This window comes from Mucilaginibacter sp. (assembly GCF_041663085.1).
In the GTDB taxonomy this organism is placed as follows: Bacteria; Bacteroidota; Bacteroidia; order Sphingobacteriales; family Sphingobacteriaceae; genus Mucilaginibacter.
Genome location: NZ_JBAZRC010000019.1, coordinates 1 through 25,160, shown reverse-complemented (window position 1 = coordinate 25,160; position 25,160 = coordinate 1). Strand labels below are relative to the sequence as shown.

The window sequence follows — 25,160 nt, the reverse complement described above, 5'->3', positions numbered from 1 at the left end:
GCGTTAGTAACGGTCGTCAATGTCAAGGTCGTCTTCATCGGGCTCTAAGTTAAACAAGCTGTTAAACATATCCGAAAAAGCAAAGCCATTATCAAGAAAACCTTTATTCAACTGCGAAAACTCGGCCAACCCGTGCAAAATAAACTCCATTAACAGTAGCGTTTGGTTTTCGCTTAATCGTGGATGGAATTTTTTAACTACATCTTTTAATCCCGGCACGGCGTTCAGCGATTTTTTATAATCTACTAACGAAAGGTCATCTACCAGCGACAGTGTGTTGCCATCGCTAAACCAGTTAACAATATCGGCATAAGGGTTTGGCGCCTTTGCTTTCTTAGCCTTTTCCGGGTCAGGGAAAAACTGCAGCAACAGTGTTTTTATGGCTTTGCCGATAAGGATATTGGCCACTTTGCCCGGGCCTTCCAGTTCGCCCTCGTAAACCAGCTCTATTTTACCGGTGATGGCAGGGATAACACCCAGAAAATCGGAAATGCGGACGAAGGTAGTCGCCTCGCCGTTGATGATCATGCGGCGCTCGGCATTGCTGATCAGGTTTTCGTATGATGAGATGGTTAAACGCGCCGAAACCCCTGATTTTTTATCGATGTATTCGGAGTTACGCGCTTCAAAAGCAATTTGCTCAACTATGTCTTTCACCAGGCCATCGGCTTCAATATTGGCGCGTTGTTCATCACTTAACAGGGCTTCCTGCTGGGTAATTTTGCGGGAGATCTCTACCGTGCGCGGGTAGTGCGTCAATATCTGGCTTTCTATACGGTCTTTTAACGGCGTCACTATAGAACCACGGTTGGTATAATCCTCGGGGTTGGCTGTAAACACAAACTGAATATCCAATGGTAAGCGCAGTTTAAAACCACGGATCTGGATATCGCGCTCTTGTAAAATGTTGAATAACGATACCTGGATACGTGCCTGCAGATCGGGCAGTTCGTTTATCACAAAAATGCCCCTGTGTGCACGTGGAATTAAACCAAAGTGGATAACACGCTCGTCAGAGTAGGTGAGTTTCATGGTGGCGGCCTTTATCGGGTCAACATCACCTATTAAATCGGCAACGGTAACATCGGGTGTAGCCAGTTTTTCGGTATAACGTTCGCTGCGATGGATCCAGCCGATAGGCGTATCATCGCCCTTGCTTTCAACCGTGCTGTGGCCATACCAACTGATGGGTGCCAAAGGGTCGTCAAAAAGTTCAGACCCTTCTATATACGGCACATATTCGTCAAGCAGGTTTACCAGCAAGCGGGCAATACGTGTTTTTGCCTGGCCACGTAAGCCCAGCAGCAAAATGTTGTGGCGCGACAGGATAGCAGTTTGCAGGTCGGGGATAACGGTATCTTCAAACCCGATGATGCCTTCAAAACCGCCTTCTTTTTTTTGCAGCTGTGTAATCAGGTTAGCCCTCAGCTCATCCTTAACCGAACGGCTTTTGTAGCCTGTTTTTTTAAGCTCGCCGAGTGTTTTTATATCTAAGTATTTGCTCATTTCTTATTCTTGATTTCACCGATTTTTGTGATTTACCGATGATTAATTAATGATTTTTGTCTTGATTCTTTACTCTTGTTTCTTGAATCTATCTAACGTTTTTCCTTCTGTTTTTGGCGTAATCTTCAAAAATGTATTCGCCCAGGTTATTTAGCGAACTGTAGAACGCCTTGCCGCCGTTTGTTTCGGTAAACTGGCGTACAAACTGCTGCAGGTAAGGGTCTTTTGCTATCATAAACGTGGTGATAGGTATTTTTAACCTTTTGCACTGCGCGGCCATGTTAAGCGTTTTGTTCACCACTTTCCTATCCAGCCCGATGCTGTTTTTATAATACTTGGTGCCCTCCTTTAAGCAAGTAGGTTTACCATCGGTTATCATAAAAATTTGCTTGTTGTGCGTTTTACGGCGGCGCAGCAAATCGGTAGCCAGTTCAAGCCCTGCATAAGTGTTGGTATGGTAGGGGCCAACCTGCAGATAAGGCAAATCCTGTAGGGTAATAGGCCAGGCATCGTTACCAAAAACCACAATATCCAAAGTATCTTTAGGGTACTTGGTGCGGATTAGTTCGGCCAGGGCCATAGCCACTTTTTTTGCCGGGGTTATCCTGTCCTCGCCGTATAAGATCATGGAGTGCGATATATCGATCATCAACACTGTAGAAGTAAGGGTTTTGTAATCCATTTCCTCTACTTCCAGGTCGCGCTCGGTCATCATAAAATCGCCGCCTATGCCATGGTTAACCTGCGCATTCTGGATGGATTGCGTCATGTCTATCTGGTCCAGGCTGTCGCCAAACTCAAATTCGCGGCGTTCGGCGTTTTTTTCATCGCCCTGCCCGCTTTGCGGCGAACGGTGGTTGCCCTTGCCCGATTTTTTTAACTTTCCGAAAATTTCTTCTAACGCCGCCTGGCGAATGCTTTGCTCGGCTTTGGCTGTAATATTGAACTCGCCGCTTTGGTTATCCTCGTTCAGGTAACCTTTTTGCTTTAGCTCATCAATAAAATCGCCCATGCCGTAATCGTCATTGGTGATGTTGTATTGCTTATCTAATTCGTTAAGCCATGCCAAAGCCTCCCCGGCATCACCGGCGGTATAGTTCAACAATTCCAGGAATAACTTTAGTAATTCTTCAAATCCGCCCTTCGGGATCTGGTTTGGTTTAAACTGTGAAAATCCAAAACCACGCATATTTTACCCTTTCTTGAGTATAAAGTAACGCATTATTCAGTTCAAAAGTTTTAAACCGCGCCATTTAAACGCAATTGTTAACTAAGCATGACAATAGAGCCGGGTTTATACCAAACTTTTCTTGATACGGCCAATTTCATCACGGTTGTAAACCGGGTTGGCGCCACGCTGGCTGGTTACATAAGCACCAATAGCGCACGCGTTAAGCAATATTTTAGGGATGGGGTTATTTGCTATCAGGCCTGCCACAAAGGTAGCCAGGAATGCATCGCCTGCACCAACGGTATCAGCAACATCTACGCAGAAACCCGGATGCTCAAAAAACTCATAATCGTGCCAGATGATAGCACCCTGATCGCCACGGGTTACACAGATGGTTTTGGTATGATACTTTTTCTGAAACTCGGTGATCTTGCTTTTAAGATCGTTACTGCCGCCGCCAATAAGCAGGTCGGCTTCTTCCTCGTTCATTTTAATAACGCTGGCGCGGGCAGCAAGGGTTTCGATAGTTGCCAGCGTGTAATGCGGGTGGCGCAGGTTTACATCAAATATTTTGATGGCGTCTATCTCATCCAGCAGGTTTAACAAAGTATCGTGCGTTGCTTTTTCGCGACAGGCAAGGCTGCCAAAAACAATGATCGACGAGCGTTTTGCTGCTTCTATCAGGTTTTTGTCAAGGTGGATCTTATCCCATGAAACCGGCTGGGGGATAATATAGGTAGCCTGGTTTTTGTCGTCAAGCTCAACAGTAACCTCGCAGGTAGGCAGGGTATTATCACGTTGTATGAGGTCAGAGTATAAGCCGTTGTTTTTCAGAAAATCAAGCAGCTCATTACCCGATGCGTCGTTACCAACACGGCTGGCAAAAACTACATCTACGTGTTGCTGCACCAGGTGCCTTGCAACATTCATTGGCGCGCCGCCGGCTTTTTTTTCATCGCCGAAGGCATCCCATAAAACTTCTCCAAAACACAGTACCCTGTTTTTCATATATAGTGGAACGCTTAAAGGCTGTAAAGCTATAAAGGATTTATGGTAAACAATGTTAAATTTATAATAATTGACTGTACGATTTGTTAACATTTGTTTAACAATGAGTTGAGTTTTAATTTCACGCAAAGACGCAGAGGCGCAAAGCATGTAAGGGGATAAAATAAACATTGCGTTTTGGAGCGAAATATCTTTAATTGTGATTAGATTGATATATTTATCCTATGAAAAAGCTTATCCTCTCTTGCCTGTTGCTTCTTATATCTTGTTTATGCTTCTCTCAGGATAGGGAAGCCATTGTAAAACTTATGCACAACCAGCAAATTGCCTGGAGCAACGGTGATATAGATGGTTTTATGCAAGGGTACTGGAAATCAGACTCGCTGATGTTCATCGGTAAGCGGGGGCCAACCTACGGGTGGCAGCAAACGTTTGATAACTACAAAAAAGGGTACCCCGATAAAGCCGCCATGGGGAAGCTAACCTTCAGGATAGATAAGGTAGAGCTGTTAGGCAAACACGATGCTTTTGTAATGGGCGCCTGGAGCCTAGCCCGCGAAAAAGATGCACCCGGTGGTTACTTTACTTTATGGTTTAGAAAGATTAAAGGGGAGTGGAAGATAATTTGCGACCATACATCCTGAGATTTTATAACGATTCCATCGAATTCAAATGCAACCACTTTAAGCATCCGCACTTTATCAAATCACCGTCATATCCGTAATATTAATAGGCATATCGGGAAAAGTCGATATATCTTTGTGGTATGGATCAGGTAGAAATTTTCAAAGCACTCTCAAACAAAACAAGGCTACAGATACTCAACTGGCTTAAAGACCCCGAACTGCATTTTCCCGAGCAAAAGGAAAATGGCTTCGAAAATGGGGTTTGCGTTGGCCAGATTCACCAAAAAGCGGGGCTTACCCAATCTACCGTGTCCGAATATTTAACCAGCCTGCAGCGCGCAGGTTTGGTAACATCAACCCGTGCAGGGCAGTGGACTTACTACAAGCGTAATGAAGAAACCTTTGCCGCTTTAAGTCAGCTTATTCAATCAGAAATTTAATCAATCAGAATATATATGAACACAGATAGTTTATTCAGGCCGTTCAACCTGAAATCATTAAATATTAAAAACCGCATTGTAATGGCACCGATGACGCGTTCTTTTTCGCCCAACGGTGTGCCAACGGCAGATGTTGCAGCTTATTACAGCAAACGTGCCGAAGGCGAGGCCGGGTTGATCTTGTCTGAAGGTACGGTCATCAACCGCGTAGCATCATCAAACGATGCCAATGTACCGCATTTTTATGGTGCCGATGCTTTAGCAGGATGGAAGAATGTTATTGATGGCGTACACGCTGAAGGGGGCGCTATGGGCCCGCAAATATGGCACATGGGTATTATGGATAACCACGCTTCGGGTTGGGTACCGTCCCAACCGTTCGAAGGCCCATCGGGTTTAAACAGGCCGGGCAACAGCAATGGTAAAACCATGACCGAAACGGACATTGCCGATACCATTGCAGCTTATGGCCAGGCAGCGGCAGATGCTAAAGCTTTGGGGTTTGATACCGTAGAGATACACGGTGCGCATGATTATTTGATAGACCAGTTTTTTTGGGATGCAACCAACCAGCGTACTGATATTTATGGTGGTAAAACCCTGGCGGAGAGAAGCCGGTTTGCTATAGAAGTAATTAAAGAAGTACGCAAACGTGTAGGTGAGGATTTTGCTGTCATCATCCGTTTATCGCAGTTTAAACCATCGGCTTATGATAATAAATTAGCTAAAACCCCGCAAGAAATGGAAGCCTGGTTAAACCCTTTGGCTGATGCCGGTGCAGATATATTTCATTGCTCGCAACGCCGTTTTTGGGAGCCTGAGTTTGAAGCCAGCGACCTTAACTTTGCAGGCTGGGCCAAAAATGTAACCGGTAAAACCACTATAACTGTTGGTTCGGTAGGTTTAACAGGAGATTTTTTTGGCGCGTTTGCCGGTGAAAGCTCACAGCCAAGTTCGCTTGACGAATTATTAAGAAGATTTGACCGGGGGGATTTTGACCTGGTAGGTGTGGGCAGGCCATTACTGGCAGACCCATTCTGGACACAAAAGATCCGCGAAGGGCGCACTGATGAACTTGAAGGTTTTACCAAAGAAGCCCTTGGCAAATTGGTAATGTAATCAGCTGAGAATAGTATTAACAAAAAGCCCCCGGTTGGATAAGCAGCCGGGGGGCTTTTGTTTTCAATTTGGCTTATTGGTTACTAAAGCCTTTTACTATGCTATCATCAATGGTAGTTATATAATTTAAATAGGTGCGCCTTTTACCGGCAAGCTTAAGCAGCAGGAATAAACCAGCCGCATATATTAAGATACTCACAGGAGCGGTAACCCTCAGTATTGTTTGCGCACCCCATAAAGCATCATAGCATAAAGCACATGCGGCAATCACAAATACCGAATAGGTTGCAATATAACCGGCCAGCAATATCATTTGCCTGCGGGCTATATGCGCCTTAAAATAAAGCAACTCTTTAATAACCAGTTTTGTGCCGGTGGGTGTATAGGTGTTTATATGGTATTGCAACCTTACAAACAAGCCAAACAGGCAAAATATGACGGCAGCTAAAATTAAAAGGTACACGGGTTGCCCAATATTTAGTGAAGCATAAATTTTAACAATAACCAACATCACTGAGGCGTAGCTAACCAAAACCGCAATACTGCACCACAACAGCATGTTTTGGATCTTATCCTCCCGTTTTTTTAACCAGTTAAGAAACTCCTTTTTAGCATCAGCATCAAAAACCAGTTTGTGGCGGTCTACCGCTAAATTGGTTGGGTTTGGCCTGTGTTTTTTTATTTCCAAAGCTATTGGGGTTTATATGAAAGTTTTACCGGCTTCGGGGTTGTGCAATAAGCAGTACACCATACTTTTTAATAAGTTTATGTAAATGTTTATACCCTCGCTTATCTCATCCACATAAATAAACTCATCGGCCATGTGTGAGCGTGCCGAATCGCCGGGGCCCATTTTTAGGGAAGGGACATTTAACCAGCCCTGGTCGCTGCTGGTTGGCGATATATAGGTTTTCCGGCCCAGTGCCACGCCCGCCCTCACCAAAGGGTGTATTTGGTCTATACTTGATGCTTTTAAAACACCATCCCTTGGGTTAATTGCGCATGTGGTATTTGCTTTGATGATGGCTAATACTTCCTGGGGCGAGTAACAATCGCTCAGGCGTACATCAACCGTAAAATGGCATTCATGAGGGATGATGTTATGCTGCAGCCCTGCATTTATTTGCGTAACCGTCATTTTTACCGGCCCCATAAATGCCGATTGTTTTGGGAAGCAGTAGGTAGAGAACCATTGGATATCTGTTAGGGCTTTATATAAGGCGTTATCACCTTCGTTACGGGCGGCATGCCCGGCAATTCCGTAGGCGGTACAATCAAGCACCATATTGCCCATTTCGGCAATGGCCAGATGCATTTGGGTGGGCTCTCCAACTATGGCAAAATCAATGGGGCCAATTTCGGGAAGTATTGCTTTCAATCCCTTTTGGCCCGAGTTCTCTTCTTCGGCAGTTGCCGCGAAACACAGGTTGTATGCAAGGTTAGGGGTATTATAAAAATAGGTAAAAACCGCCAGTAACGATACCAGGCAACCACCTGCGTCGTTACTGCCCAGTCCATAAAGTTTGTCGCCTATGATGTCTGCACGGAACGGGTCGCGAGTGTAGCCCTCGTTGGGTTTTACGGTATCGTGATGGGAGTTAAGCAGGATGGTGGGGTTGCCCGCATTGTAATATTTATTATAAGCCCAGATGTTGTTATGCAGCCGGTGGGTTTTAATGCCCCGGGTTTTAATGAAGTTTTCTATGAGGCCTGCCGTGGTGTTTTCTTCCCCGCTTGGCGATGGGGTAGCGATGAGCTGCTTTAACAGGAAGAGCGCATCTGTAGCTAAAACATTAATGTGCCGGCTTTCATCAGCAGGGTGTTGGCTTATTGTTTGGTATGCCATAGTTATTAGTTTTGTTTGGGTAGATGTTAGTTTTTTGAAGGGTCGAAAAGCATAGCGGTACAAAGGCAATTGCATTTGTTTTTGCTGTTAAGTACATCGTAGTTTACACAGCTTTTGCAGCCTTCCCAAAAGGTTTCGTCGTGGGTTATTTCCGAGTAGGTTACGGGCTCAAAACCCAGGCGGGTGTTGAGTTTCATGATGGCCAGGCCCGATGTGATAGAGAACACAAGCGATTCGGGGTATTTCTCGCGGCAAAGGTTAAAAACCTGTTCTTTTATTTGGGCAGCCACGCCGTTTTGCCGGTATTGGGGCGATACGATCAACCCGCTGTTTGATATGAATTTGCCCTGGTCCCATACATCAAAGTAGGAGAACCCCACCCACTTGCCGCCATCAGATACAGCCATGATGGCCTTGCCGGCGTTTATTTTTTCGATGATAGATGTTACCGATCTTTTTGAGATGCCCGAGCCGCGGGCTATGGCAGAACGTTCTGTTTCGTCTGATATTTGCTGCGCGTAAACGTTGTCTGAAGGCTGCGCTAACCTTACAATTATTCGTCCGTCGTCCATTTTAATATAATTTATTCGCCGGGGATTTTTATGGTCCCGGTTTCAATTATGCATGGTCGCCAAAAGAATGCCTGTTATACTAAAACCCTTAAAAGGGCTTTATAGGCACTTTAAAAGCCAATTATTTATTTTTTAACTTTTAAACAGAGTATATAAGCATACCGATTTGAAATGTTGGTTTTTCATTTTGGCAGGGTTGGCTCATCGTTTTTTAATTATATAAAAAAAACCTTATTTTTAGTAAAAACATTCTTGTTAAACCTAACGGCAATGAAAAACAACCCGGAGCAGTTATACACCCTCTTGCAATCTATTGAAGGGATAGTGTGGCAGGCAGATACCGGGATGCAACAGTTTACCTTTATTACCGGCCGCGTACAGCATATAACAGGTTTTTCGCCTGAAGATTGGCTGGATCGGCCGGGGTTTTGGAAAACATGTATACATCCGGAAGACCTGCATGTGATAAATGACTATCTGGAGTTAAAAGATGGGGGCGTTAAAAGCCGTACGCTGGAGTACCGGATAATACGGGCCGATGGCCAGGTCATATGGATAAAAGATAATGTTTCGCTGCTCGGGTGTGATAATGGTGTATGCCTGTTAGGGGGCATTATGCTGGATAATACTGTTGCCGAAAGGTTAAAGGCGCTTGAACGCCTGGAACGTGACGTACTTAAGCTCAATTCAGATATTACCGTGCCTCTTAATAACGTGCTGTTTAACTATTTGCAGGGGTTGGAAGCGCTGTTCCCGCAAATGCAATGCTCTATTCACAGGATAGAAAACGGGCGTATGGTAAACGGAGTGTCACCTTCGCTGCCTGTTGAGTATATGAACGGTATTACAGGCGTGCCTGTAGGTGAGCATGAGGGTTCATGCGGATCAGCAGCGGCAAGCGGGCAACAGGTTATTGTAAGTGATATAGAAACTGATGATAGGTGGGCGAAGTACCGGTTGTTAGCCCTAAAGCATCAATTAAGAGCCTGCTGGTCAAACCCGGTGATAGATGCTGATGGTGAAGTGATGGCTACGCTGGCCATGTATTACCAGGAAACCAAAACCCCCACGGGAGAAGAACTGCAGGTGATGGAAAAGGCCACCGCCCTGTTGCGGATAATTATGGAGAACCGCGGGAAGACAGAGATCATCAGCGAAACCAATTTGCTGATGCTGCAGAGCCAGGAGCTGGCACACTTTGGCAACTGGCGTTGGGATGTGCAGCAGGATGTTGTTAGCTGGTCGCCCACGCTGTATATCATCTATGGCCTTAACCCGCAAGATTTTAAGGCGACATTTGCCGGTTACCAGGCACTGCTGCACCCCGAAGACCGGGCCCGGGTACGCCAGATCATTGAAAACGTTTTGCAAAGTGGGGAAGGTACCGAATTTGAAGAAAAGGTTATTCGCCCAAACGGAGATATACGCTACCTGCGATCATGGGCTAAGCTGAAAACGGATGCGCAGGGTGCTCCTGTAGAAATGATAGGCGCCTGTTTGGATATTACCGAAACAGTTATCCAGATGCAGGCTATTGAGCAACAAAACCGAAAATTGCTTGATATTGCCTGGATGCAATCGCATATGATCCGCTCACCGCTAACCAGGATCATGGCACTGATCGAATTAATTAAAGATGCCCCCGAAAGCGACCCGGAAAAGATAGAGTTACTAAACCACCTGTTAACCTCTGCGTATGAACTTGATGAACAGGTAAAGCGTATTAATAAAAAAGCAGAACAAACCAATTGAGGCTGTTCTGCGTACGGATGTTCTTATCGTACTAATACGGTTTGCCTGCTGCCAGTTCCCTGTTTGCCCATTTAATTGCAAGATCTTCGCGATACCTGGCATATTTTTCTTTAAAAGCCATTTTAAGCAAACTGTCTATACCGCCTTTTACAGCCAGGTTATATACGCTGGCAGCTTTACGGGTGATAGAAGCATCCCAGGCGCGTAAGCTTAACGAGTAGGAGCCATCTATATATTTCATCCAATGCCAGTAGCCGGTAGGCATAAATAAGGTATCGCCATGCTCTAAAAACACTTCGGTGCCTTCCACACCATCAAGGGCCGGGAATTTTTTGGTATCGGGGTTTAATACATCATAATCTTCTAAAGCGTAGGTGGCGTTAGGGATACAATATAAACGGCGTTTCCATTTATTCTCGAATAATATTACATGCTTGCGGCCGCCAAAGTGGGTGTGGAATATATGCGGAAGGTCGATATCGTAATGTAAAAAGGTAACCGAGTTCGATCCACCGAAAAACATAGACGGCATGCTCTCCAGGAAACCGCCCATCAAATCTTTCGGGAATACGATGTCATCCAGCAGTTGTGGCGCTTGCTTAAATATGTTAAAGAAAAATATACGTAGCTCGGTAGGCTGTGATTTTATCAGGTCGATGTATTCATCAAAAGGCATTTCGGCTGCTGATGAGTTGATAGGTTTTGACGGATCGGCTTTTGAGTTATCGTACAAAGGCACTACTTTTTTGCCAACCACTTCTTTCAGGTACTCGGGCGTCCATTTATCGCGGGCGGGCCAGCTTTTGGTCATGCCTTTAATAACCAGGGGGCGGCGCGGGTCAAGGTAGTTTTTCTTAAAATCCTCGGGGCTGATATTTTCTACTGTATCTATGGGGTGTAGTATAAAGCTCATGTTTTACAAGTCGTTATTATATGTAATAGACGTAATTGTTACCTAAAAGTTATCAAAATAACACAATAAAAACCTTTTACAGATTAACGTTGCGTTATTCAATTGTAAGGACAAAATTAAGCTTCTTTAAATAAAATATGATAAAAAGTATTTTATGCTGTTTTTTAACAAAAAACAAGCCCGGCGCTTCTGCAACCGGGCTTTGCTTAATTAGGTAGAATAATATTTAGTGGCAACAGCAAAAAGTGCGCTGCAACCGCTATTTCTACTTTAGTTAGGCATTAACACTGCATTTACTACGTGTATAACACCATTGCTTTGGTTAACATCGGCAATGGTTACCCAGCTTTTGCCGCCTTTTTCGTCAACCAAATAAATTTTACCACCTTTTACCATGGCTTTTAAAATGCCACCGCTAACGGTTTTTAGTTCGGCAGTACCGTTACCGGCTTTAATTTTGGCCATTAATTGTGCTGCGCTCCATTTACCGCTAACTACATGGTAAGTTAAAATTTTGGTAAGTGTTGCTTTGTTCTCTGGTTTTAATAAGGTTTCAACAGTCCCTTTTGGCAGTTTATCAAAAGCTGCATTGGTGGGTGCAAATACGGTGAACGGGCCGGCCGACTCTAAAGTTTCTACCAGGCCGGCTTGTTTAACAGCTGCAACCAGTGTGGTGTGGTCTTTTGAGTTTACGGCATTTTCAACAATGTTTTTTGTTGGGTACATGGCTGCGCCACCTACCATTTTTGTTTGTGCATTTGCATTTGGGGCAATTGCAATAGCTGCTAATGCAAACGCCGCGATAATTAATTTTTTCATGTTTTTTAAGGTGTGTTATTTGAAAGAAGATACGCCGTAATTTTAATCACGGTTTTCAAAGGCGGGCATAATTCCAACAACAAAACGCTATAACATGGTTGGTTGCCTGGCGATTTAATCTTACGATTGTTAGTCCTCTCTTCGCTGCGCGTAAAGAGGGTAAAGGGAAATAATTGTTTTTAAAAGAATAACCCAGCCGCAACATTATCCGCATAAAGCTTCCCTTGTGCAGTAAGGGTAATGATGTTGTTGTTTTGGGTAATGCTGCCATCTTCAAAATATTGCCTGGCGGTTTTTAAAACTTCGGTTGATGCGCCCGGGGCGATGGTGTTAAGCTTATCCAGATCAAGCCCCCAGATGGTACGGAGCGAGGTCATGATGTATTCGTTCAGCCTGTTGGTTTCGGTAAGTATCTCAATTTCGGCAGGGATGGTATTTCCTGTTAAGCTTTTGATGTATTTGGCGTTGTTGGCAATGTTCCACTGGCGGGTATCGCCGTTAAAGGAATGTGCCGATGGGCCAATGCCCAGGTATTGTACGCCCCGCCAATAATTTGAGTTATGGCGCGAGTACTGGCCGGGCTTACAAAAGTTCGAGATTTCGTATTGTTCAAAACCGTTGGTTTGTATGGCATCTAACATCATGTTAAACTGGTTGGCGCTTTGCCCCTCGTTCATGGGGGGCTGCTTTTTTTTGCTGATGAATGCAGCCAGCGCGGTTTGCGGCTCCACCGTCATGCTATAGGCAGATATGTGGGGAATGCCCAGTTCAAATACTTTATTTAGGTTGTGTTTCCATTTTGCATCGGTTAGCAGGGGGTAGCCATATATCAGGTCTACGGTGATGTTTTCAAACCCGGCATCCTGCGCGCGTTTTACAGATGCTTCGGCCTCGGCGGCGCGGTGTACCCGGTTCATCCATTGCAGGTCCTCATCAAAAAACGATTGGATACCTATGCTGAAGCGGTTTACCGGCGTATGCCTGAAGGCGTTTATCTTTTGGCGGTCAAGGTCGTCGGGGTTGGCTTCCAGCGTTATCTCGGCATCGGATGTGACGGTATGAATCCCGGTAATGGTGTTGATGATGCTAATGATCTCATCTGCAGAAAGTACGGATGGTGTGCCACCGCCAAAGTATATGGTTTGGATGGTTTCGCCGTTCAGGTAGTTTTTTTGCAGGGTTATTTCCCGGATAAGCGCCTGCACCATCTCATCTTTATACTTAGCAGATGTACTGAAATGGAAGTCGCAGTAATGGCAGGCTTGCTTGCAAAAAGGGATATGAATGTAGATACCGGCCATGAAGTGCAAAGGTAGCAATTTAAGCTGTATACAGGTTTCGGATGACTCTACGTTATCAGGTGGATCTATACTTGATTACAGATAAAGCCAAATTGCTTTTACCCTGGTCGGTTTTTTTGGCTGAAGTAATACCCCTTGCCGCTGATTATTACCTTGGGCGTATTAGGTAGTGTAATAGGCTTATTCAGGTTACCTACGCCAATATTTAAATTGTTTAAATACTTGAAAGTAAATAATTTAAATGAAACAATTGTGCAGTTTTCTGCTTCTTACTATTCATATACTTGCTTAAACCTCGTCATCCCATGACCAAAATAGCCGATCAACAATATGTAATAGCCATTGGTGCGTCTTCCGGCGGCCTGGAAGCAATATCCGCCTTTTTCGATTATACCCCACTTGACTCGGTATCCTATATCCTGATTCAGCATCTTGCCGCTGATTTTAAAAGCCAGATGGTAGAGATTCTTAACCGGCATAGCAAATTGAACGTAATTGAGGCCGTTGAGAATGTAGATATCAAACCCAATACCGTTTACCTGATCCCCAGTTCAAAATTCATGTCCGTTAAAAAAGGCCAGCTGATCCTCTTAGACAAAAAGGACCAGCCGCGTCCGCATATGACGATCGATTACTTTTTCAATTCCCTTGCGCAGGAACGCGGCAGTAAAGCCATCGGCATTATTTTATCCGGGACCGGCGACGATGGCTCCATGGGGATCGAAGCCATTAAGAACGCCGGAGGTATCGTATTGGTACAGAGTCCAGCTACAGCTGGCTTTAAAGGCATGCCCGAGGCCGCTATCGCGACCGGTTGCGTAGACCGGATTCTATCACCCGAAGCTATGCCGCAGGTCATCGACGAATATGTTCGGGATGGCACCCTTGAACTCCTGACAGACCAGCCTTCAGAACAGATCAGCGAGGAAGAACTTGAAAAGGTATTTGCGCTGATTAAGGGCAACCTGCCGTTGGATTTCAGCGACTATAAGCGCCCCACCATCATCCGGCGGATCAAACGGCGCATGGTGAGCCATAACTTCAGTAAGCTGGATAAGTACTACCAGTTTCTTAAGGGAAATGCGGCAGAGGTTACCTTACTGGCCAATGATTTCCTGATCAGCGTGACCTCCTTTTTTCGCGACCCGGAAGCCTTCAGGATCATCGAAGAAACTGTGATCCCGGATATCATCAAGAGAAATCATTCAGATGTGCTGAAAATATGGGTGGCCGGATGCGCAACCGGGGAGGAAGCTTACTCCATGGCTATATTGATTAAAGAATATTTAAACCAGCATCCCCAAAATATCGAGATCAAGATCTTTGCCTCCGATATCAGCAAGGCAGCGCTGGATACCGCCTCAAAGGGTATGTACCCCGAAAGTATCATTAAAACGGTATCCAAAGAACGGCTTCAACAGTTTTTCACCAGGGAAGGAATCGGCTATAAAGTCAAGCACGAGATCCGCAAAATGCTGATCTTCGCCCAGCATGACCTGACCAAGAACCCGCCTTATTGTAACATTGACCTGATTAGCTGCCGTAACCTCCTGATCTACCTTAATGTTGCCTTACAGCAAAAGGTATTTGCCATGCTGCACTTTGGATTAAAACAAGACGGCTATCTCTTTTTGGGGCCAAGTGAGAGCGCCTCTGTCATTAAAGATAGCTTTAACGAAATCAGCCCCAAATGGAACATCCTGAAAAGTATTAAAACAGGCCGTGCGATTCGTTTTGATGCTTTTTCCTCACACAGAATCGGTGAAATCAAGACAACAGCGATAGAAGTCAGCACAAAACCTATCGTGCCGATATCAAAGAACGAACTCTTGGACCAGGTCAATTCCGCCTTGTTAAGAGAAGTCGAATTCAACGGCGTCTGTACGGATGAAAACCTATCAGTCGTACAGTCATTCGGCAATACGGAGGCCTACTTAAAAAACATTAATTTTACGTATAACCTGAACGACCTGTTACCGGAGCATCTTTCCACTGTTTTTAAAGCTGCCGCCCACAAGGCCCTGAAGCTGGACAAAAGAGTCATGCTTGATCAGCTTAATCTGGACGGCGACGGAAACAAAAAAAGCAAATTGATCAATATCGTCCTCAGTCCGTTTTATCTTACCGGGTCGGAAGAAAAACTGCTGCTGGTATTGTTTGCAGAAAGCAATACCGCGATCAATAATGAAAAGGTCGTCCACGTGGATGATATCAGTGAAGTGACCCGGGACCATATCAGCAGTCTGGAGCAGGAGGTAGCGCAATTAAAACACACAGTAGCGATAGCACATGAACGGATCGCTTTTACTAACGAGAATACTCAGTCTTTTAACGAAGAACTCCAATCAGCCAACGAGGAAATGCAATCGGCCAACGAAGAAATGCATAGTACAAATGAAGAATTGCAATCGGTAAACGAGGAACTGCAAACCGTCAATAAAGATCACCAGCTGACCATCGAAGCACTAACGGACCTCAATGACGATCTGAATAACTACTTCCGGAGCAATACCAACGGCCAGTTGTTTGTTGATCAGAACCTGCTGCTGAAAAGATATTCTCCCGGTGCAGTAAAGCATATCAACATTCGGGAAGAGGACATTGGCCGCCCGCTCAGTAACATCACAACCAATATGAAATTTGAAACCCTGATTGATGATATCAAGCACGTCATTCATAACGAGGTGCCTGTTACCCGCGAAGCTGAGGCCACAGACGGAAAGGTATATCAAGTGATGACGATGCCTTACCTAAAAAGAAACAGCAAAAAAGCGGACGGCGCCATCATCAGCTTCTATGATATCACTGAAATGAAAAAGGTGCTGCGGGAACTCGACATAAGTAACCGCAGCCTGAATAATAGCAATAAAAGCCTGCTTAGGATCAATGCTGACCTGAATAACTTCGTTTACGGCGCCTCACATGACCTGAATGCGCCGATCTTGAACATTGAATCACTGCTGGAAATACTTAATGATAAGCTGGACACCAAAGACCCAGAGGTGATGGAACTGTCAGGTATGATGAACAAGGCTGTAACCAACTTCAAAGCGGTCATCAGCGACCTGGCCAGGGTCGGTCATTTAGAATCGGAAGAATCCGAGTATACGCTGGAAAGCTTCCCGGCACTTTTAAAGGAGATTAGAGAAACGCTGTCAGAAAAGATAAAGGCTTCCAAAGCCGTTTTTCATATTGAGTTTCGGAAAAAGGAAGTCTGGTTCGCGAAAAAGAATCTTAGAAGCATAATGCTTAACCTGGTTACTAATGCGCTCAAGTTCAGCTCGCCGGATCGCGTGCCGGAGATCATCGTCAAAACTGAAAAGAAAGACCAGTTTATTATATTAACGGTTATCGATAACGGCATCGGTATAGCTAAAGACGAGATCGATCATATCTTTAAAAAGTATAAACGGCTTAGCGCAGCCACGGAAGGTACAGGCGTTGGACTTTACCTCACCCGCAAGATTGTTAATGCATCTGGCGGTAAAATCGAGGTAAAATCCAATCCTGGCAACGGATGCACGTTTAAGATTTTTTTTAAAATTCAAGTAAAGATGAGTGTTCATCCTGAAGAGAAGATGATCCATCTGTAGATGTAACTTTTGTCGCATTTGCCCCTGTAAGTTGTCATGCTAACCACCCGGTTTATTTTGTGCGAAGCTATAAGTTTGCTTAACTTACAAATAGAACGATGAAAACCATATTTGACAAAATTACCCGGGACGAGTTAATTAATCGCATTAATATGCTTAACGAGGATAACAGCCCCGAATGGGGTAAAATGAATGTATATCAAATGGTAAAACATTGCGCCGTTTACGAGAGTATGATGCTTGGCAAAATGCCATTTAAAAGAGTATTCCTTGGCTATATATTCGGTAAAGTGGCTTTAAGGAGTTTAATTAAGGATGAATCACCTTTAAAAAAGAATATGCCAACGGTTCCAGGCTTTATTATAAAAGAAACTACCGGCGATATTGCCACCGCGAAAAAGGACTGGATAGATTTGATTGAACAATACGGCCATTCTTCTAACCAGGAAATCACGCATCCCTTTTTCGGGAAAATTAACAAAGAGCAAATTGGTTATTTGGTTTATAAACATACCGACCATCACCTAAAGCAATTTAACGGTTAGGTATAAGTGGAATGCTTCAAAGTAATATCATAAGTTTGCATAAGCCGGCATAAATAAGGTAAATTTGCGGCCTTATACGGGTTTTATACATGCGCTGGATATTTTGCTTTTTATTTATGGTGATTATGGGCTGTACGGCAGCCCATGCGCAGGCAGATACCACGGCGCAGGTAACCGATAGCATCCGCCCAAGGCCGCGTTTTAAAGGCCCGGTACCTTTTCTTGATTCGGTGGCACATGCCACGGCAGCAAGAGAGAGGTTCGTATCAGATTCGTTAGCAAAAGTTTTTGTTTTGGCACCCGATCCGCAGCGCCGTAATGCGTTTGTAGACAGTATTTTAAATGCAAATGCTTACAAAGGCGATCATTACCTCAGTCTTTCGGCAAAGTCAAAAATAAAGCAGGGATACGGGCGCAGCCGCCCATCAAGGGATGTGTGGGTTATTGCCATGGTTATCATATTGCTATTGTTTACAGCAGTGCTCAATATCTGGTCAAGCAAGGATATGAGTAACGTTTTCCAATCATTTTATAACCGCAGAACCATTAGCCAGGCAGGCAAAGAGGATAGCCCTATTAACGTTTGGACATTCATCGGCCTGTTTCTTTTATTTGGCTTTACCTGCGGTCTTTTTTTATACCTGCTTACCACCGGTTACTATAAAGTTTATTACACCATTGGCGGGTTACAGCTTTTTATAACCCTTTCATTTGTAATAATTGTCCTGTTTGCCAGTAAGTTCCTGGTATTAAAGTTTTTAGGGTTTGTGTTTGATATTAATAAACTGGTAAGCGAATATATATCGGCGCTATCGCTTACTTATTTTAATATTACCTTTGTTTTTTTGCCCGTGGCGCTGTGTTTCAGCTTAATAGCCGATAAATTTATTCCCTTTTTGCTGGCTGTTACCCTGCTGTTTGTGGTAGTAATTTTTATATGGCAGTACCTCAGAAGTAGTGTAAGTATCATTTCTAATTTTCGATTTCATAAGTTTTATTTATTTATCTATCTTTGTGCCCTCGAAATTTGCCCAATATTAATACTAATTAAGGCGCTTAATATTGGATTTAGGTAGAACGAACGTATGGCATTGGAAGATAGAAAGAAAAAGGTTAAGAGCATTTTAGTTACACTGCCCAAACCTGAAAATGACAAAAACCCCTACGCCGAATTGGCCAAAAAGCTTAATTTGAAAATTGACTTTAGGTCTTTTATTCATGTTGAAGGGGTGCCTGCCAAGGATTTTCGTAAGGAAAAGATTAACCTGGCTGATTTTACCGCGGTGATATTCACCAGCCGTAACTCTGCCGACCATTTTTTCCGCATTTGCGAAGAAATGCGTTTTGAAGTGCCGGTAGAAATGAAATACTTCTGCCTGTCAGAAACTATTGCCCTTTATCTTCAAAAATATATCCAATACCGCAAGCGTAAGATATTTTTTGGCAAACAAACCGCTGCCGACCTGGCCGAGGTATTGAAAAAGCATTCTGCCGAAAAATTCCTTTACCCTTGCTCTGATGTAGCTGCCGAAGAAACCCAAAAGTTTTTGCTTGATAACGGCTATGATTTTACCCCTGCGGTATTGTTCCGTACGGTGTGCAGCGATCTGAGCGATCTGGCCGAGGTTTTTTATGATGTTATCGCCTTCTTCAGCCCGTCAAGTATCCAATCATTATACAAGAACTTTCCTGATTTTAAGCAAAATAACACACGTATCGCGGCTTTTGGGGCAACTACCCATAAAGCGGTGCTGGATGCCGGTTTAATTTTAGATATTCCGGCCCCTACGCCAGCTGCCCCGTCTATGACGATGGCTATCGATCAGTATGTTAAACAGGCTAATAAATAAATCAATATAACTGTTGCCTTGCCGCAACATTCCTGATTATTTCACGTATAACGGTGAAAGTATTTATGTAATAACGAAATATTTTTACCATCCGGCTGATTTTTACACGAGTAGAGAAAAGCGTTATTTTAACTGATAAAGTCGTTTATTGGATTTAAAAAACATTTTTTCGGTTTGGTTTAAAGTAAAAGTGATATATTCGGAGGTGCGTTCTGTTGTATAAATTGATAGCATATTACTGATTTTGGATACAAAATGAAACAAATATACTTTACAATAATAGTTTTGGCCGGTACTATCTTAACCGGTTGTGGTATAGGCGGTGGCGGCGGAGCCGGCGGCGAGGTTACAGGAGTAAGGCAGCGTTCGTTCAGGGCTACTACGCCGTTAAACATGGTTTATATTAAAGGCGGTACGTTTTTAATGGGCCAAACAGACCAGGACGTAACCTTTGCGCAAACATCACAGGTAAGGCAGGTAACTGTTCCCCCTTTCTTTATGGATGAGACAGAGATATCAAACAGTAAATACAAGCAGTTTGTATTTTGGGTACGCGATTCAATAGCCATCAGTAATTACTTAAACGATCCCAAATATTACCTGCAACCCAAAAAAGGTGCAGCTGCCGATCCAAACGGCCGAAAATACATCAACTGGGATTATGTTGCCAAGAACGGTGTTTTTAGTACCCGAGGTAAAAACGCATCTGCCAATCAGCAAAAACTGCAGGGGATGTACTATCAGGGCGATGACCGGGTATTTGACCGTAATGAAATTGATGTACGCATGCTAAAATATAACTACGCGTTATTCACCCTGCGCGATGCATCAAACTATCGTAACGATAAAACAAAAAAACGTTCAGACTTTATTTTACGCGATACAGTAGCCGTTTACCCGGATACACTGGTATGGCTTAACGATTTTTCATACGCAGCCAATGAGCCAATGGTTGAAGGCTACTTTTCTCACCCGGCCTATCGTAACTACCCTGTTGTGGGTGTTACCTGGCGCCAGGCAAGGGCGTTTGCCGCATGGCGCACCCGCTTAAGCGATGGTTATAAAGACAAACGCAAATTACCACACAACTCGCCTTTTGCTTTACCAAATGATGCCGAGTTTGAATATGCTGCCCGCGGTGGCAGGGTAGGTACCGATTACCCCTGGGGCGGCCCTTACATTAAAAATGCAAAAGGTTGTTTAATGGCCAACTTTAAACCCGGCCGTGGGAACTATACCGATGATGGTGGTGCATATACCGTTAACGTACGGTCGTACTTCCCTAATGATTATGGTTTGTACAACATGGCAGGTAACGTAGCCGAGTGGACATCATCTGCTTATGACGAATCGGCATCTACATTTGTGCATGACCTTGCACCAACATTTAATTACGAAGCTAAAGCAAGCGACCCGGAAGTAATGAAACGCAAAGTTGTACGCGGCGGTTCATGGAAAGATATCGGTTACTTCCTTCAAAACTCTACCCGTACCTTTGAATACCAGGATACTGCAAAATCTTACATCGGTTTCCGTTGCGTATCAGAATACCTGGGCCGGGATATCAAAGACAAACGCTAAACAAAACAAAAAACTAATTATACAATAATCACACTTACTAAAGTTTATGGCTGGGAAAAAGAAACCTTACGGAATAGGTAATATAGTATCATGGGGAGCTACAATCGTTATTATAGGTTTGCTGTTTAAAATACAACACTGGCCTTATGGCGGTACGTTTATCTCAATAGGGTTATTAGCAGAAGCTGCCCTGTTTTTTATACTTGGTTTTCAAAGGGAAGAGAAAGAAATTGACTGGGTACGTGTATATCCCGAACTCAGCGAAGAATTTTCAGGCGAATTGCCAAAGGCATCAGCAAGGCCCGCAGTAGCACAAGGCAATTTTTCTAACACAGCTGCGCTGGATAAAATGCTGGAAGATGCTAAAATTGGCCCTGAGCTGATCAGCAGCCTTGGTGAAGGTTTACGCACCTTTGGCGATAAGGTTAACGGCATATCAAGGGTTACTGATGCAGGCGATGCTACTTTAGCTTTTACCAATAAGGTAAAACAGGCTACAGCAAGCTACGATAATCTGAGTGTTTCTTTTGAAAAGGCATCAGCTAATTTGAATGAAATGGCTAACACCAATGTAGATTCAAAGGCATATCATGATCAGGTAACTAACCTGGCTAAAAATCTGTCGTCATTAAACGCGGTGTATGAGCTGGAGCTTCAGGACTCAAGCGCTCACTTAAAGGCGATGAACAGCTTCTACAAAAACCTGTCATTAACGATGAATAACTTTAACGAATCATTAGATGATTCTAAACAGTTTAAAGAAGAAGTTGGCCGTTTAGCTAAAAACCTTGCATCGTTAAATGCGATATATGGTAATATGCTAACAGCAATGAACCAACCCCGGGTTAACTAACAATATTTAATCAAACCACAAAAAGAATAAATATACAGCATGGCCGGAGGTAAAGAAACCCCAAGACAGCGGATGATCGGTATATTGTACCTGGTGCTTTTAGGGCTTATTGCGCTAAACGTTCCGGACAGTTTATTGGACTCGTTCAAGAATATTACAAGAAGTTTAGATGCATCAAGAACTAATGTTACAACCAGCCTGACAACTACTTACAGTGCGTTTGAAGCTACCAAGTTAAAAGAACAGCCTGAAAAGGCCGCGATGTTGCTGGCGAAAGCTAAAGATGCAAGTAAGATAGCTAATGAGTTAAACTCATACGTTGAAGAGATAAAAGCAGAGCTGATAAAAAAAGGTGGCGGCATAAACCCCGAGTTGGACGATGTGAATGCAAGGGAAAGCCTTGATATATCGTCAGAGGTGATGATAAATGACAAAAAAGCCGACATTTTAAAAGAAAAAATAGAATCGACCAAAACCAAACTGTTAAACCTTTTAGGTAAGGACGCACAAGGTGTTAACTTTTCGCTTAACGCTAATGATCTTCCATCCCGCCCGGGTTATACGAAAAAAACCTGGCAACAAGCCTATTTTGGCGAAGGCATACCTTTAGGTGCTGCCTTAACTACATTGGCCAAAATACAGGCTGATAATAAGAACGCCGAAAATGAAGTTGTTAAAAGGATATTAGGCAAGGTAGACCAGGCACAGGTAACCCTTAACCAGTTTAAAGCGGTAGCGGTTGCTCCAACAAGCTACGTTTTATCGGGCCAGCAATATAAAGCCGAAATATTTTTGACCGCTTACGATCAAAACTCAAACCCTACTATTACGGTAGGTGGCTCGGCAGTGCCAACATCTAACGGCGTTGGTACATACACAACAACTGCAAGCGGCGAAGGCTTACGTACCTGGACAGGCCAGCTATTGGTTAAACAGGTTGATGGCCCGCCAAAGGCTTATACTGTAACCGGCAGCTACATGGTAGCAAAACCATCAGCAGTAGTATCTCCGGATAAGATGAACGTACTTTATATAGGCATACCAAACCCTATTTCGGTTTCTGCGCCGGGCGTTCCTAAAGAAGCCATTAAGGTTAGCATGAGCGGTGGTTCGGTAAGTGGTTCAAATGGCCATTATACAGCTACTGTAAGCAGCCCGGGTACTGCTAAAGTTACGGTATTAGGAGATAAAGGCATGGTGTTAGGCACATCAGAATTCCGTGTAAAACGTATCCCTGACCCTAAAGCAATGTTTGCAGGCAAAAGCGGTGGTAAAACCAGTGCGGCCAACATCCGCGCGCAGGACAGGCTTTTCGCTAAACTGGATAATTTTGAGTTTGATGCCAAATTTAATGTTACCCGGTTTAACCTGATCATTATTAAACCGCGGCAGGATGCTATTACCTTAACCACAACAGGTGGCGAACTATCAGGTGCTATGCGTTCGGCAATGAACGGTGTAACACCGGGAACCACAGTTGTATTCCAGGATATAATTGCAGTTGGCCCGGATGGTACACAACGCGGACTTGACCCGATCATATTATCGGCTAATTAATAAAGTTATGAAAACAAGATTTTTGATTATTGTACTTTGCCTGGCTTGCAGTGCTTCTTTTGCGCAAAGGAAAAAGTCAACTAAACCAAAAGCCAAGCCAACCACAACTAACCAAAACCCGGTTACGTTGAGGGTTAACCCCAATAAGCAGGTTGCCGGTGCAAACGGTGCTGCCAATGCGGGACTACAAGCTGTTGATACAACAAAGAAAAAAGCTTTTGACCGCCCGTTGGATGGTTATTATAAAAAGAACAACATCCTTAGTGCTAAGGTAACCCCTTATGCTAACCTGCGCGAAGCCGACGTAATGTTTGCTAAACGTGTTTGGCGTGAAATTGACCTGCGCGAAAAGATGAACCAATACCTGGCATCACCAAAAGGCAGGTTAATTGATGTGCTGATGGCCGCCATTGATGCAGGCGAGTTAACCGCATACGATCCGGCTTCAACAAAGGACGATCCGGGAGGTGATAAATTTACACAGCCTTTGGCAGCAGGGCAAGCCCGCGCCCGTATGGCCGATAGCTCGGTAGTTGATAAATTTGATAAGGACGGTAACAAAATAGGTTCATCGGTACAAGCCGGTGAGTTTAACCCTGATAGTGTTATTAAGTTCCGTATTAAAGAGGATTGGGTTTTTGATAAGCAACGTTCTATTTTTGAACCACGCATTGTGGGTATTGCCCCGCTTTACAAACCTAAAGCAGGTGGTTTAGATCTTGACTATCAACCCGCATTCTGGATCAATTTTCAGGAAGCAAGGCAGGTACTGGCTGTGCATGAGGCGGTGAGCCGTAATAACGATGCAACTGGTCTAAGCTTTGACGATTGCTTTGTGAAGCGTCTATTCACCAGCTATATTGTAAAACAATCAAATGATAAAGACGAGCGTATCCGCGATTACGCGCAGGGTATTGATAAACTGTACGAAAGCGACAGGATAAAGAAAACCCTGATGGATTACGAGTTTAACCTTTGGAAATACGGCGAATAATTATCCGCTTAAAAATATTAAAGCCCGTTTGCATTTGCATACGGGCTTTTTTTGTGCCTTTGCCTCTCTTTTTTCTCCAAGCGTCATTGCGAGGTACGAAGCAATCTCCTGACTATGCATATACGCGGTGCATGTTCACCTGTCTATCGTGAGATTGCCACGCTACGCTCGCAATGACGCGTGGGGAATAAGTAGGCGACTTATATGTCGAAGATTGCCACGCTGTCGCTCGCAATGACGCGTGGTGGTTATTCGTTACTACCAACCGGCCCTGTCACATCACTTACAGCGGGGTTAAAATATTGGGTAATGGCTTTGGCCTGTTTAAGGTTCACCACTTCCTGCAACTCTGTTTCAGTTGCTTCGCGGATCTTTTTAACCGATTTGAAGTATTTCAGTAGCTTTTCGGCAGTGGTTTTACCAATGCCTTCAATCAGTTCCAGTTCGGTAGCCAGGGTGCCTTTATCGCGTTTTTTACGGTGGAAGGTGATACCAAAACGGTGTGCCTCATCGCGCAACTGCTGGATCACCTTAAGTGTTTCCGAGCGTTTATCCAGGTAAAGCGGGTACTGGTCGCCGGGGTAATACAGTTCTTCCAGGCGTTTAGCAATGCCAATAACGGTAACCTGTTTATCAATCCCCAAAAGCTTTAAACTTTTCATGGCCGACGATAACTGCCCCTTTCCACCATCAATAATGATTAGTTGTGGTAGTTCAGTGCCCTCATCAAGCATACGCCTGTAACGGCGGTGCACAGCTTCTTCCATGGTGGCAAAATCATTGGGGCCTTCAACGGTTTTTACGTTAAAGTGGCGGTAGTCTTTTTTTGATGGTTTACCATCCCTAAAAACTACAATGGCCGATACCGGGTACTTGCCCTGGAAGTTAGAGTTATCAAAACACTCGATATGCCGCGGAAGGGTATTCAGACGCAGGTCTTTCATCATCAGACTTAGCAGGCGCTCGGTACGTACCTCGGGGTTTAGCTTTTCATACTGATCTATCTTTTCCTTTTTAAAGAACATCACGTTCTTTTGCGACAGATCAAGCAGTTTACGTTTCTCGCCCAGCTTGGGTACGGTGAATTTTAGTTTAACGTCCTCTACATCTATCT

At 44.1% G+C, this 25,160-nt stretch carries 22 protein-coding genes; 12 read left to right on the top strand and 10 right to left on the bottom strand.

Translation table 11 applies throughout. The features are described 5' to 3' along the window. Positions 1 to 3: 3 nt before the first annotated feature. From WC615_RS06495 to WC615_RS06485, 3 genes are all read right to left on the bottom strand, one after another. Positions 4 to 1,506, bottom strand: a complete 1,503-nt coding sequence (locus tag WC615_RS06495; RefSeq protein ID WP_372977305.1) for a sigma 54-interacting transcriptional regulator — start codon at positions 1,504 to 1,506, stop codon at positions 4 to 6. Between the two features lie 88 nt (positions 1,507 to 1,594). Continuing rightward, positions 1,595 to 2,695, bottom strand: a complete 1,101-nt coding sequence (locus WC615_RS06490) for a VWA domain-containing protein (protein WP_191173592.1) — start codon at positions 2,693 to 2,695, stop codon at positions 1,595 to 1,597. Positions 2,696 to 2,800: 105 nt separating this feature from the next. Continuing rightward, complete coding sequence (locus WC615_RS06485; RefSeq protein WP_372977304.1) at positions 2,801 to 3,685, bottom strand: carbohydrate kinase; 885 nt, start codon at positions 3,683 to 3,685, stop codon at positions 2,801 to 2,803. A 224-nt stretch (positions 3,686 to 3,909) separates the two neighbouring features. Here WC615_RS06485 and WC615_RS06480 point away from each other — a divergent pair, with 224 nt between their 5' ends. The 3 genes from WC615_RS06480 (at position 3,910) to WC615_RS06470 (ending at position 5,870) form a co-directional block, all read left to right on the top strand. Next, entirely contained in the window at positions 3,910 to 4,329 is a 420-nt protein-coding gene (locus WC615_RS06480) for a DUF4440 domain-containing protein (RefSeq protein ID WP_372977303.1), read from the top strand. A gap of 122 nt (positions 4,330 to 4,451) precedes the next feature. Beyond that, on the top strand, positions 4,452 to 4,751 hold the full coding sequence (locus WC615_RS06475; RefSeq protein WP_372977302.1) for an ArsR/SmtB family transcription factor: 300 nt from the start codon (positions 4,452 to 4,454) through the stop codon (positions 4,749 to 4,751). Between the two features lie 15 nt (positions 4,752 to 4,766). Then, entirely contained in the window at positions 4,767 to 5,870 is a 1,104-nt protein-coding gene (locus WC615_RS06470; protein ID WP_372977301.1) for an NADH:flavin oxidoreductase, read from the top strand. 73 nt (positions 5,871 to 5,943) lie between these two features. Here the strand turns inward: WC615_RS06470 and WC615_RS06465 are convergent, their stop codons facing one another. Genes WC615_RS06465 through WC615_RS06455 form a run of 3 tightly spaced genes read right to left on the bottom strand, consistent with a single transcriptional unit; the run spans position 5,944 to position 8,288 of the window. Then, on the bottom strand, positions 5,944 to 6,558 hold the full coding sequence (locus WC615_RS06465) for a hypothetical protein (protein ID WP_372977300.1): 615 nt from the start codon (positions 6,556 to 6,558) through the stop codon (positions 5,944 to 5,946). Positions 6,559 to 6,570: 12 nt separating this feature from the next. Continuing rightward, positions 6,571 to 7,716: a M20 family metallo-hydrolase gene (locus tag WC615_RS06460; RefSeq protein ID WP_372977299.1), complete on the bottom strand. Its 1,146-nt coding sequence runs from the start codon at positions 7,714 to 7,716 to the stop codon at positions 6,571 to 6,573. A gap of 26 nt (positions 7,717 to 7,742) precedes the next feature. Then, the gene (locus tag WC615_RS06455) at positions 7,743 to 8,288 is read right to left on the bottom strand and encodes a GNAT family N-acetyltransferase (RefSeq protein WP_372977298.1); all 546 of its coding nucleotides are present in this window, start codon (positions 8,286 to 8,288) and stop codon (positions 7,743 to 7,745) included. A gap of 270 nt (positions 8,289 to 8,558) precedes the next feature. Between WC615_RS06455 and WC615_RS06450 the strand changes: the two genes are divergently transcribed. After that, on the top strand, positions 8,559 to 10,040 hold the full coding sequence (locus tag WC615_RS06450; RefSeq protein WP_372977297.1) for a PAS domain-containing protein: 1,482 nt from the start codon (positions 8,559 to 8,561) through the stop codon (positions 10,038 to 10,040). A 31-nt stretch (positions 10,041 to 10,071) separates the two neighbouring features. On the opposite strand, the gene WC615_RS06445 is transcribed toward WC615_RS06450, so the two are convergent. From WC615_RS06445 to hemW, 3 genes are all read right to left on the bottom strand, one after another. After that, positions 10,072 to 10,953, bottom strand: a complete 882-nt coding sequence (locus WC615_RS06445; RefSeq protein WP_191173596.1) for a cupin-like domain-containing protein — start codon at positions 10,951 to 10,953, stop codon at positions 10,072 to 10,074. A gap of 270 nt (positions 10,954 to 11,223) precedes the next feature. Further along, positions 11,224 to 11,772: a fasciclin domain-containing protein gene (locus WC615_RS06440; protein WP_372977296.1), complete on the bottom strand. Its 549-nt coding sequence runs from the start codon at positions 11,770 to 11,772 to the stop codon at positions 11,224 to 11,226. A gap of 179 nt (positions 11,773 to 11,951) precedes the next feature. Then, positions 11,952 to 13,073, bottom strand: a complete 1,122-nt coding sequence (hemW, locus tag WC615_RS06435) for a radical SAM family heme chaperone HemW (protein WP_372977295.1) — start codon at positions 13,071 to 13,073, stop codon at positions 11,952 to 11,954. Positions 13,074 to 13,378: 305 nt separating this feature from the next. Between hemW and WC615_RS06430 the strand changes: the two genes are divergently transcribed. The 8 genes from WC615_RS06430 to gldN all read left to right on the top strand — a co-directional run bounded on the left by WC615_RS06430 (position 13,379) and on the right by gldN (position 24,046). Beyond that, entirely contained in the window at positions 13,379 to 16,666 is a 3,288-nt protein-coding gene (locus tag WC615_RS06430) for a CheR family methyltransferase (RefSeq protein WP_372977294.1), read from the top strand. A gap of 98 nt (positions 16,667 to 16,764) precedes the next feature. Next, complete coding sequence (locus WC615_RS06425; protein WP_372977293.1) at positions 16,765 to 17,211, top strand: DUF1569 domain-containing protein; 447 nt, start codon at positions 16,765 to 16,767, stop codon at positions 17,209 to 17,211. An 89-nt stretch (positions 17,212 to 17,300) separates the two neighbouring features. After that, on the top strand, positions 17,301 to 18,287 hold the full coding sequence (locus WC615_RS06420) for a DUF4271 domain-containing protein (RefSeq protein WP_372977292.1): 987 nt from the start codon (positions 17,301 to 17,303) through the stop codon (positions 18,285 to 18,287). 9 nt (positions 18,288 to 18,296) lie between these two features. Beyond that, positions 18,297 to 19,061 carry a uroporphyrinogen-III synthase gene (locus tag WC615_RS06415; RefSeq protein WP_191173602.1) on the top strand — a complete coding sequence of 255 codons (765 nt, stop codon included), beginning with the start codon at positions 18,297 to 18,299 and terminating at the stop codon, positions 19,059 to 19,061. 255 nt (positions 19,062 to 19,316) lie between these two features. Then, positions 19,317 to 20,642 carry an SUMF1/EgtB/PvdO family nonheme iron enzyme gene (locus WC615_RS06410; protein WP_372977291.1) on the top strand — a complete coding sequence of 442 codons (1,326 nt, stop codon included), beginning with the start codon at positions 19,317 to 19,319 and terminating at the stop codon, positions 20,640 to 20,642. Positions 20,643 to 20,688: 46 nt separating this feature from the next. Then, positions 20,689 to 21,495, top strand: a complete 807-nt coding sequence (gldL, locus tag WC615_RS06405) for a gliding motility protein GldL (RefSeq protein WP_372977290.1) — start codon at positions 20,689 to 20,691, stop codon at positions 21,493 to 21,495. Between the two features lie 39 nt (positions 21,496 to 21,534). After that, complete coding sequence (gene gldM / locus WC615_RS06400) at positions 21,535 to 23,052, top strand: gliding motility protein GldM (protein ID WP_372977289.1); 1,518 nt, start codon at positions 21,535 to 21,537, stop codon at positions 23,050 to 23,052. A 7-nt stretch (positions 23,053 to 23,059) separates the two neighbouring features. Continuing rightward, positions 23,060 to 24,046, top strand: a complete 987-nt coding sequence (gldN, locus tag WC615_RS06395; RefSeq protein ID WP_372977288.1) for a gliding motility protein GldN — start codon at positions 23,060 to 23,062, stop codon at positions 24,044 to 24,046. 248 nt (positions 24,047 to 24,294) lie between these two features. Here gldN and WC615_RS06390 read toward each other — a convergent pair. Next, a partial coding sequence (locus tag WC615_RS06390) for a helix-hairpin-helix domain-containing protein (protein WP_372977287.1) occupies positions 24,295 to 25,160 on the bottom strand: 866 nt, incomplete at its 5' end.

Excerpts from the sequence above, each read along its gene's own strand:
- WC615_RS06410 (WP_372977291.1), top strand. The coding sequence starts at position 19,317 with ATGAAACAAATATACTTTACAATAATAGTTTTGGCCGGTACTATCTTA.
- WC615_RS06475 (WP_372977302.1), top strand. The coding sequence starts at position 4,452 with ATGGATCAGGTAGAAATTTTCAAAGCACTCTCAAACAAAACAAGGCTA.
- WC615_RS06485 (WP_372977304.1), bottom strand. The coding sequence starts at position 3,685 with ATGAAAAACAGGGTACTGTGTTTTGGAGAAGTTTTATGGGATGCCTTC.
- WC615_RS06495 (WP_372977305.1), bottom strand. The coding sequence starts at position 1,506 with ATGAGCAAATACTTAGATATAAAAACACTCGGCGAGCTTAAAAAAACA.
- WC615_RS06455 (WP_372977298.1), bottom strand. The coding sequence starts at position 8,288 with ATGGACGACGGACGAATAATTGTAAGGTTAGCGCAGCCTTCAGACAAC.
- WC615_RS06480 (WP_372977303.1), top strand. The coding sequence starts at position 3,910 with ATGAAAAAGCTTATCCTCTCTTGCCTGTTGCTTCTTATATCTTGTTTA.
- WC615_RS06460 (WP_372977299.1), bottom strand. The coding sequence starts at position 7,716 with ATGGCATACCAAACAATAAGCCAACACCCTGCTGATGAAAGCCGGCAC.
- WC615_RS06450 (WP_372977297.1), top strand. The coding sequence starts at position 8,559 with ATGAAAAACAACCCGGAGCAGTTATACACCCTCTTGCAATCTATTGAA.
- hemW (WP_372977295.1), bottom strand. The coding sequence starts at position 13,073 with ATGGCCGGTATCTACATTCATATCCCTTTTTGCAAGCAAGCCTGCCAT.
- WC615_RS06430 (WP_372977294.1), top strand. The coding sequence starts at position 13,379 with ATGACCAAAATAGCCGATCAACAATATGTAATAGCCATTGGTGCGTCT.
- WC615_RS06445 (WP_191173596.1), bottom strand. The coding sequence starts at position 10,953 with ATGAGCTTTATACTACACCCCATAGATACAGTAGAAAATATCAGCCCC.
- gldM (WP_372977289.1), top strand. The coding sequence starts at position 21,535 with ATGGCCGGAGGTAAAGAAACCCCAAGACAGCGGATGATCGGTATATTG.
- gldL (WP_372977290.1), top strand. The coding sequence starts at position 20,689 with ATGGCTGGGAAAAAGAAACCTTACGGAATAGGTAATATAGTATCATGG.
- gldN (WP_372977288.1), top strand. The coding sequence starts at position 23,060 with ATGAAAACAAGATTTTTGATTATTGTACTTTGCCTGGCTTGCAGTGCT.
- WC615_RS06420 (WP_372977292.1), top strand. The coding sequence starts at position 17,301 with ATGCGCTGGATATTTTGCTTTTTATTTATGGTGATTATGGGCTGTACG.
- WC615_RS06415 (WP_191173602.1), top strand. The coding sequence starts at position 18,297 with ATGGCATTGGAAGATAGAAAGAAAAAGGTTAAGAGCATTTTAGTTACA.
- WC615_RS06440 (WP_372977296.1), bottom strand. The coding sequence starts at position 11,772 with ATGAAAAAATTAATTATCGCGGCGTTTGCATTAGCAGCTATTGCAATT.
- WC615_RS06490 (WP_191173592.1), bottom strand. The coding sequence starts at position 2,695 with ATGCGTGGTTTTGGATTTTCACAGTTTAAACCAAACCAGATCCCGAAG.
- WC615_RS06470 (WP_372977301.1), top strand. The coding sequence starts at position 4,767 with ATGAACACAGATAGTTTATTCAGGCCGTTCAACCTGAAATCATTAAAT.
- WC615_RS06425 (WP_372977293.1), top strand. The coding sequence starts at position 16,765 with ATGAAAACCATATTTGACAAAATTACCCGGGACGAGTTAATTAATCGC.